This is a genomic window from Terrabacter sp. FW104-15G4B, assembly GCF_058790095.1.
Genome location: NZ_JBYTCI010000062.1, coordinates 1 through 5,609, shown reverse-complemented (window position 1 = coordinate 5,609; position 5,609 = coordinate 1). Strand labels below are relative to the sequence as shown.

Here is a 5,609-nt window from a genome sequence, read left to right as displayed (position 1 = left end):
ATGCACCCATGTCCTCGACGCCCTCCCTCCCGACCCCGACGCCGCGCAGCCTCTCCGGCATGCAGCCGACGAGCGACTCGCTGCACCTCGGCAACTACATCGGTGCGCTGGTCGAGTGGGTGCGCCTGCAGGAGACGCACGACGCGTTCTACTTCGTCGCCGACCTCCACGCGCTGACCGTCGCCCCCGACCCCGAGGTGCTGCGCGAGCGCACCCGCATCACGGCGGCGCAGTACATCGCCGGCGGGGTGGACCCGGCCCGCTCGACGCTCTTCGTCCAGAGCCACATCGCGCAGCACGCAGAGCTCTACTGGGTGCTCGGCACCCTGACCGGCTTCGGCGAGGCCAGCCGCATGACGCAGTTCAAGGACAAGTCGGCCAAGGGCACGAACACCAATGTCGGCCTCTTCACCTACCCGGTGCTCCAGGCCGCCGACATCCTCATCTACGACGCCGACGTCGTGCCGGTCGGCGAGGACCAGCGTCAGCACCTCGAGCTCTCGCGCGACCTGGCAGGCCGCTTCAACCAGCGCTTCGGCGACACGCTCGTCGTGCCCGAGCCGCACATCATGAAGGCGACCGCCAAGATCCAGGACCTGCAGGAGCCCACGGCGAAGATGAGCAAGTCGGCCGCCTCGGACGCCGGCCTCGTCAGCCTGCTCGACGAGCCGTCACGCATAGCGAAGAAGATCCGCTCGGCCGTCACCGACACCGAGCGTGAGATCCGCTTCGACGAGGAGAACAAGCCCGGCATCTCCAACCTGCTCTCGATCCACTCCGCCCTGTCGGGGACCCCGGTGGCGATCCTCGAGGAGCAGTACGCGGGCAAGGGCTACGGCGACCTCAAGAAGGACGTCGCCGAGGTCGTCGTCGAGGCCGTCACGCCGTTCCGCACGCGCACCCTCGAGCTCATGGCCGACCGGGCCGAGCTCGACCGGATCCTCGCCGACGGCGCCGACCGTGCCCGGACGGTCGCCGAGGCCACGGTCCGCCGGGTCTACGACAAGGTGGGCCTGCTGCCGTCCGGGCTGCGTCGCTGACCACCGTCCAGGGCCGGGGGACCCTGCGTCCTACGTCACCCGCCTCGGAGCCGGAATCCCCAGTACACGGTCTTCGCTCGGGAGCGTGGCCGCCGCGCACACGCTGACCGTCGCCGCGACGAGGGTCGAGCCGAGGATGAGCAGGAACGACTGCGCTGTCGTCGCGGTTTCCGGACCCACGGGCGTCAGCCGGCGCAGCGCGAGGAACCACCACAGTCCGAGGACCGCCGGTGTGGCCCACTCCTGCCACCGTCGGGGCCGCCGCAGTGCCCGGGCGCCCCACCACCACAAGGCGGGGAGCGGCAGGAACACGTAGACGTAGTGGGTCACCGGGAGCAGCAGCACGAGGCAGAAGGCGACGTTGGGCAGCGCGACCACCGCGTGACCGGGTCGGCGAAGCGTGACGGCGAGCAGCGACACGGCCCAGACGAGCAACAGTCCCGTCACGACGACGCGCAGGATGGGCGAGACGACCAACGGCTCCGACAGCCGGCTCTCGGAGAAGAGCACCGTGCCGGCTCCCCACGCAGAGTAGGCGACCAGGGGCTGACTACCTCCGCGCTTCGTCTCGGCCGCCATGGTCGTCAGCGCCGCGGGGCCGCCGACCGCCAGGACCAGTAAGACGGTCAGCAGGGCGATCCCTGCCGCACCAACCCACTCGGCTCGGCGCAGCCGCAGGGGCCGTCGGAACAGCCAGATCAGGAGCAGCGCCGGCCAGGTCTTCACCATGCCCGCGAAGGCGAGGGCGGCGCCGGCCAGTCCCTTCACCGGGACGGTCGCGAACATGGCCAGGGTCAGCCCGGCGAGGACGAACAGCTGCACCTGCCCCTGCCAGAGCTCCACCGACAGCCCCCAGCTCGTCAGCAGGGTGACCGACGCGAGTGCGAAGACGCCGGCCCGCGCGACGCCACTGTTGTCCACGGAGCACGCCCGAGCACCCGCCCAGCACGAGAGCAGCGTCAGGGCCAGCAGCAGCAGGGTCCATGCCCCAGCCGCCCAGGACGCGTCGGCCACAGGGGCCAACAGCACCGCCACGAAGGGGGAGTAGATGTACCCCTCGACCTCGTACGGAGTGCCGCCCGCCCGCACCGCGCGCGCAGCGGGAAGGAAGTAGTCCTCGAAGTCAGGTCGGCTGTCCGAGGCCATCGCGGACCGGTACCTCACCCAGCACAAGCCAAGGGCGAGCGCCCACGCCCCCACCCAGGCCAGCGCTTCGCGACCGACCCACCCCCGTCGGCGACTCATGGCGCTGACCGTAGCCGCTCGTGCGTCCGTGCGGGCCATCTTCCACGATCGAGCAGGGGCGCGGCGTGCCGCCGGGGGCCTTCGACCCGGCCGGTGCGGCACCTCGTGTCCGAAGTGCACGACAACCTTCGGTACGGTCGGGGGCGTGAGTGTTGCGCGCCCGACCACGATCGGCGTCTCGATCCCGATCCCGGCCCCGCACGGTGACTATCTCCAGCACCGTCGTGCCGACTTCGGTGACCCCCAGGCGTGGCAGATCCCGGCGCACATCACGCTGTTGCCGCCGACCGTGGTCGACGAGGAGGCGTATGCCGCCTTCCGCAGCCACTGTGCCGACGTGGCCGCCGCGCACAGGGTGTTCGACGTCGTCCTGCGCGGGACGGGCACGTTCCGTCCGCTCTCGGACGTCGTGTTCATCCAGGTCGCGCGGGGCGTCTCGAACTGCGAGGCCCTCGAGCGTGCCCTGCGCTCCGGCCCGGTGCGCCGCGACCTCGACTTCTACTACCACCCCCACGTCACGGTGGCGCACAACGTGGCCGCCGCGTCGCTCGACCGGGCCTTCAACGAGCTGGCCGACTACTCGGTCACCTTCGAGGTCGACGCATACCACCTGTACGAGCTGGGTGACGACGGCGTGTGGCGTCCCGTGCACGAGTACACGCTCGTCGGGTACTGACGCGTGCCGGCCTTCCAGCCTCTCCTGGACCGGCTCAAGGCGACCCGCGCGTACCGCGCCTGGACGCGCTACAGCGAGGCGAACGGCGACCTCCTCTCGGCCGGCGTCGGCTACTTCGCGTTCTTCTCCGTCTTCCCGGCGCTCGCCCTGGCCTTCGCGATCTTCGGCTTCTTCCTCCAAGGGCATCCAGACCTCGTCGAGACCATCGCGGACTCGCTCAACACCGCCCTTCCCGGGATGGTCAGGACTCCGAGCCACCCCGAGGGCATCATCAGCGTGCAGGCGCCGGCGAGCCTGACCCTCACGGTCACGGGCATCATCTCCTTCGTCACGCTGCTGCTCGCCGGCCTCGGCTGGGTCGGCGCCTTGCGAACGGGGATCCGCGGAGTCTTCGGCCTCGAGGCCTCGACGGACAGCTTCGTGCGCACCAGGGCGCGCGACCTCTTCGTCCTCGTCACGCTGGGCCTTGCGATCGCGGTCTCGGCGATCGTGACCAGCGTCGTCGGCGGCCTGGCCCAGCGGGTCTCCGGCTGGGTTGGGCTGGGCGGCAGCGGAGTGCTCGTCGGGGCGCTGGGTCTGGCCGTCGGGGTCGTCTTCGACACCCTCATCCTCGTGGTGCTGCTCCGGATGCTCTCCGGCGCGCCGTTGCCGATGCGCAACATCCGGCAGGGCGCGGTGCTCGGCGCTGCCGTCCTCACGGTCCTCAAGCTCTTCGGCGGCTTCCTCGTCAGCCGCACGACCGCGAATCCCCTCCTCGGTGCCGTCGCCGTCGCGGTCGGCCTGCTCTTCTGGCTCAACCTGATGGCCAGGATCATCCTGCTGTCGGCCGCGTGGGCCGCCAACGACGTCGACCTCGAGCGCCTCGGCGACGACACCCAGCGCTCCGGTTTCGCGCTCGCAGTACGCCCTGCGTTCACCGCGCCACCGTCGTCCCGCGCCGACACCAGCCTGGTGCCGTATGCCGCCGCCCCGGCCTCCGTCGCGCCCGTGGCCGCGCGCGCGGGTGGGCAGTCCTCACGCACCGGCGATCGCGTCAGCGCGGCGGCCGGAGCGGTGCTGGGTGCGGCCGGTGCGCTGGTCATCGCCAGCCTGCGGCGTCGCCGAGGCCGCTGAGGGCCGCGCCCGTCCGCGGGCTCGCCGGCGAGGTCAGCGCGTGCGGCGGCGGCGCCGCGCCAGGCCGAGCGCGACGACGGCGGCCGTGACGGCGCCACCGAGCCCGGCCACCACCGTGAGCGACGTGCCGCGCCCGTATGCCGTCGCCTCGGTCGCCGCTGCCAGCCCGGGCACCGGGGTGCCCGGGCCCGCGGACGAGCCCGGGGTGTCCGTCCTCGTCCCGGTGGCGCCGGCCGTGGGGAGCTGGGGCAGGGCCGGTGCCGCGACGGGTGCGGCGGCCTCTCCCGGCTCGACGAGGCGTCCGACCGGCGTCACCTGGTCGGCGTGGGCGAAGCCCCAGTCGAGCAGCGCGGCGGTGGGCTGCCACGCGCCGGTGACGCTGCCCATCTGGGCGACGACCAGCGTCCGGCCCTCGCGGGTCGCCGCTCCGATGAAGGTGTGCTGGGCGCGGTCGGTGCGTCCCGGCTTGATGCCGATGGCCCCGGGGTAGTGCCGCAGCAGCTCGTTGATGTTGTAGACGTGGAACGCGGGCCACGCCTTGCCCTGCTTGTCCTTGCCGCCGGGGAAGACGGCGTCACGCTTGGTGATGGTGGCGCGGAAGGCCGGCAGCCGCATGGCGTCGCGTCCGATGAGTGCCAGGTCGTAGGCGCTCGACCGCTGGTCGCCGTCGTCGAGTCCGCTCGGGTCGACCGTGAGCGTGTCGTGGGCCCCGACCTGTGCAGCCTTCTCGTTCATCAGGGCCACCGTGGCGGCGTAGCCGCCGGCGACGTCGGCCAGCGCGTAGACCGCGTCGTTGGCCGAGAACATCAGCATCGCGTCGAACAGGCTCGACACCGGATAGCGGTTGCCGGCGAGGATCCCGACCCGCGAGCCGGCCGCGTCCTGCGCGTCCTGACCGGCGACCACGACCCGGCGCGGGTCGAGGCGCGGCATCAGCGTCAGGGCCGTCAGGGTCTTGAGCGTGCTGGCCGGGCGCAGCCAGGCGTGCGGCGACTTGGCCGCGAGGATGTCACCCGTCGCGAGGTCCGCGACGACGTAGGAGACGTCGTAGACCTCCGGGGGTGCCGGCACGGCCGCCGGCCGGTCGACGAGGACGCCGGTCTCGGCGAGGCGAGAGCCACCGACAACCGTCGCGGGGTCCCACGCGGGATGCGCGAAAGGGGTCGGCGGCGTGGCGCGACACACCACGCGCGGCTTGGCCGCCCTGGTCGCCTCGGTCGCTCTGGGCGTCGCCGTCGCCGGCGAGCTGGTCATTGCCGTCGCCGTCGGCGCGGGCCCTGCGGGCGTTGCCGGCGGCGGGAAGACGCGGGGGGTCAGGGTGACGCCCGGCGGCACCACCTGAGGCGTCTGCCACGGCTGGCAGGTCGGCCCCGCCGCGGGCGCCATCACGGGCGCGGACCCCGGGCGGAGGTGCGGAGCAGCGGCGGAGGAGGGCACGGCATACGCCATCAGCGCGACCGTGACGGCAGCGAGCAGCGCGCCGGCGCACTGCAGTGACCGCGGGCGTCGTGGGAGGGGGTGGGTCGGCGTCATGG

At 72.6% G+C, this 5,609-nt stretch carries 5 protein-coding genes; 3 read left to right on the top strand and 2 right to left on the bottom strand.

Going from position 1 to position 5,609, the window contains the following annotated elements:
• Positions 1–8 precede the first annotated feature (8 nt).
• Complete coding sequence (gene trpS, locus AC3WRT_RS20570) at positions 9–1,040, top strand: tryptophan--tRNA ligase (RefSeq protein WP_492725261.1); 1,032 nt, start codon at positions 9–11, stop codon at positions 1,038–1,040.
• Between the two features lie 30 nt (positions 1,041–1,070).
• Here the strand turns inward: trpS and AC3WRT_RS20565 are convergent, their stop codons facing one another.
• Positions 1,071–2,285, bottom strand: coding sequence for a glycosyltransferase 87 family protein (locus tag AC3WRT_RS20565; RefSeq protein ID WP_492725259.1), 1,215 nt, complete (start codon positions 2,283–2,285; stop codon positions 1,071–1,073).
• 145 nt (positions 2,286–2,430) lie between these two features.
• Here AC3WRT_RS20565 and AC3WRT_RS20560 point away from each other — a divergent pair, with 145 nt between their 5' ends.
• Positions 2,431–2,961 (top strand): 2'-5' RNA ligase family protein, encoded by a 531-nt coding sequence (locus tag AC3WRT_RS20560; protein ID WP_492725257.1) that lies wholly within the window; start codon positions 2,431–2,433, stop codon positions 2,959–2,961.
• A gap of 3 nt (positions 2,962–2,964) precedes the next feature.
• The gene (locus AC3WRT_RS20555) at positions 2,965–4,074 is read left to right on the top strand and encodes a YihY/virulence factor BrkB family protein (protein ID WP_492725255.1); all 1,110 of its coding nucleotides are present in this window, start codon (positions 2,965–2,967) and stop codon (positions 4,072–4,074) included.
• A gap of 33 nt (positions 4,075–4,107) precedes the next feature.
• Here the strand turns inward: AC3WRT_RS20555 and AC3WRT_RS20550 are convergent.
• Positions 4,108–5,609: D-alanyl-D-alanine carboxypeptidase family protein (locus tag AC3WRT_RS20550; protein WP_492725253.1), on the bottom strand; the 1,502-nt coding region annotated here is incomplete at its 5' end.